Here is a 2,493-nt window from a genome sequence, read left to right on the forward strand (position 1 = left end):
CGGATGGATTTAGGGGCTATTTGATCCAGTCGACTAATCCAGCTTCTTACGGGCTTAATTTTCCAACTACGGGGATGGATGGTTATGCATTTGATTTAGACATAAGGGGCGTTGATGCCAGTCAATTGACGTGGCAGCCTGTTACTCACAGTGGAATAACCGCAACAGTAAGCTGGACAAAAACAAGCAGTCGTGATAAGTATCCTAGTGGCAAACGTCCAGAATACGTAACACGGGTTACTTTAACGGGCCCTAAACCAAGTTATAGCCAAATTCAGTCAAACAACCCAAGCCCACTTAGCAAACCAACGTTGCCACAGACTTTTGAATTAGTGGGTAGGGATAGTGCAGGTAATGCGCTAATTACATATGGATTTGAGCTAAAGCAGTGGTTTGTTAGGGGAACTGCTTACAACGTACGTTTCACACTTAGCGAGGCAACCACTTGGTTGTAATAGTGTAGGTTACCGTCTTCCAAAAGCAAAGGATTTAACTAATGCGACTCTTTCTGAACGTGGTCGTAATCGTGAAATTGGTGCTGGCCTTCACTCGGAATGGTGAGAACCACTACTTCCTAATTTTTATGTTTTCACGAGTGAGGTTTCAGATAACCGCCTAGTCGCTTTCTATGATTTTGGTTCAGTTGCAGCTCTGAGGCTCGAATCTCCCAACTTAACGGCAGTGGGCGCAGTTTGCGTACACCTTAGTGTTTAGGCTTAGTTTTTAACCAGTAGATGCAGGGGCTGATATTATTATATCGAACAAGCTAACCCAAAGGCTTCCCCCCTGCATTATGCCCAGTTCAGCACAAACAACCACTGCCGCTGCGCCGAAAACCATTAGCATGGTATTGCGTGGTTTGGTTTGGCGGTGGTTTTATTGCATTGTTACGATTCAATACCACCGCAAAATTCAGCTAAAAAACCGTCAGAAAAGTTATTGATTTTATTTAATTTTTCATTTTGTTGTTCCTAGATTACACCATGAAGTGCAATTTGTCTTAACTCCTTCGAATAAAAGGAGGCAGGGCTTTTAAACTTATGCCGTTTTCTTGGGCGTGTGTTCAATAGATATTGTATTTTCTTTATCTGTTCGTCGTCAACTAATGAAATGGCCGCTGACTTTGGTATAAACTGACGTATTAAGCCATTGGTGTTTTCATTTGTACCTCTTTGCCAGCTTTTATAAGGCTCCGCAAAGTATACGGTAGTATTTAAATAATGCTCAATCGCATGATGATAATTAAATTCCATCCCATTATCAAAGGTGATGCTTTTAACCATCTTTTTAAACGGCGTTAGCAATTTTATTATCATATCTTTCGTTTCGGAGGCGGTGCGTTGATTAAGGCGTCCAATGAGTACGAGTCCAGTTTTGCGCTCAACTAACGTCAACAATGCTTGCTTATCTTTACGGCTAATTATGGTATCGCCCTCCCAATGTCCTTGCGTTTTCCGACTTTCTACATAACTTGGACGTTGTTTAATTGACCGTTTATATCGGCGGTCTCCTTCTTTAATACTCGGTGCCTTGCAATGTCGATAAGCTTTGCCTTTTCGCCTTAGATAAGGCTTGAATGTAACTATCCCCTAAAATAGTACAGCAAAAAAGTAGAAAATTCTCTATGATAAAAGAAAAGGGGATTTAATTATGAAAAAAATGACTGAAGATCAAATTGTCGCTATTTTAAAAGAAGCTGAAGCGGGTATTCCGGTTAAAGAACTGTGCCGTAAATATGGCATGGGTAATTCAACTTTCTATAAATGGCGAGAAAAATACGGTGGAATGGAAACTTCGGATATCAAACGCTTAAAGGAGCTGGAGGCTGAAAACCGCAAGCTTAAGCAGATGTTTGCCGAACTGAGCTTAAAATCCCAGCTTCAGGAAGAAATCATAAAAAAGCTTTAGTGCCCACAAAGGCACGTAAAACGTGGCACAGCAACTACAACAAAATCATTCTGTTACTATTGCTATGAGCTGCGCTATCGTTGGCTTAAGCCGTTGTGCTTACGATTATCAACCTAAGTAACAGGATGATTCGGTGATTATTTGGTGTTGAATGCTATCACAGACCGGCATTTACGCTGGGGCTTTCCTAAATGCTTTAATCGTATCAAAAAGCTCAGCTATCAATGGAACCATAAGCGTGTTTATCGGGTGTATTGTGAATTAAAGCTTAATCTCAGAGCAAAGCGTAAAAAACGCATTCCTCCACGATGCCCAGAAAAGCTATTGGTGCCTAATAAACATGGTGAATGTTGGTCAATGGATTTTATGAGTGACAGTAGCCGTAATCAACGTCACTATAGGACATTCAATGTCATCGATGACTTTAATCGTGAGGCGTTAGGTATTGATATTGCAGTGAGCTTACCGGCAGGAAGGATTACCCGTTATTTAGATAAACTGGCCGAATATCATGGGTATCCATTAAAAATACGGGTCGATAATGGACCCGAATTTACAGGAAAAACCTTTATAAACTGGGCTAAA

At 41.0% G+C, this 2,493-nt stretch carries 4 protein-coding genes; 3 read left to right on the top strand and 1 reads right to left on the bottom strand.

Features of this window, described 5'->3' with window-relative positions:
• A partial coding sequence (locus tag A9G25_RS06600; RefSeq protein WP_218057560.1) for a hypothetical protein occupies positions 1 to 455 on the top strand: 455 nt, incomplete at its 5' end.
• Positions 456 to 971: 516 nt separating this feature from the next.
• On the opposite strand, the gene A9G25_RS06605 is transcribed toward A9G25_RS06600, so the two are convergent.
• Complete coding sequence (locus A9G25_RS06605; RefSeq protein ID WP_081297179.1) at positions 972 to 1,586, bottom strand: IS30 family transposase; 615 nt, start codon at positions 1,584 to 1,586, stop codon at positions 972 to 974.
• Positions 1,587 to 1,650: 64 nt separating this feature from the next.
• On the opposite strand from A9G25_RS06605, the gene A9G25_RS06610 reads away from it, so the two are divergent.
• Positions 1,651 to 1,908 carry a transposase gene (locus A9G25_RS06610; RefSeq protein WP_065579872.1) on the top strand — a complete coding sequence of 86 codons (258 nt, stop codon included), beginning with the start codon at positions 1,651 to 1,653 and terminating at the stop codon, positions 1,906 to 1,908.
• Positions 1,909 to 2,052: 144 nt separating this feature from the next.
• Positions 2,053 to 2,493: DDE-type integrase/transposase/recombinase (locus A9G25_RS06615; protein WP_141675034.1), on the top strand; the 441-nt coding region annotated here is incomplete at its 3' end.

The sequence above is a fragment of the Gilliamella sp. Bif1-4 genome (assembly GCF_001690535.1).
Classification (GTDB): domain Bacteria; phylum Pseudomonadota; class Gammaproteobacteria; order Enterobacterales; family Orbaceae; genus Gilliamella; species Gilliamella bombi.

Coding starts and splice junctions, on each gene's coding strand:
- A9G25_RS06610 (WP_065579872.1), top strand. CDS start 1,651: ATGAAAAAAATGACTGAAGATCAAATTGTCGCTATTTTAAAAGAAGCT.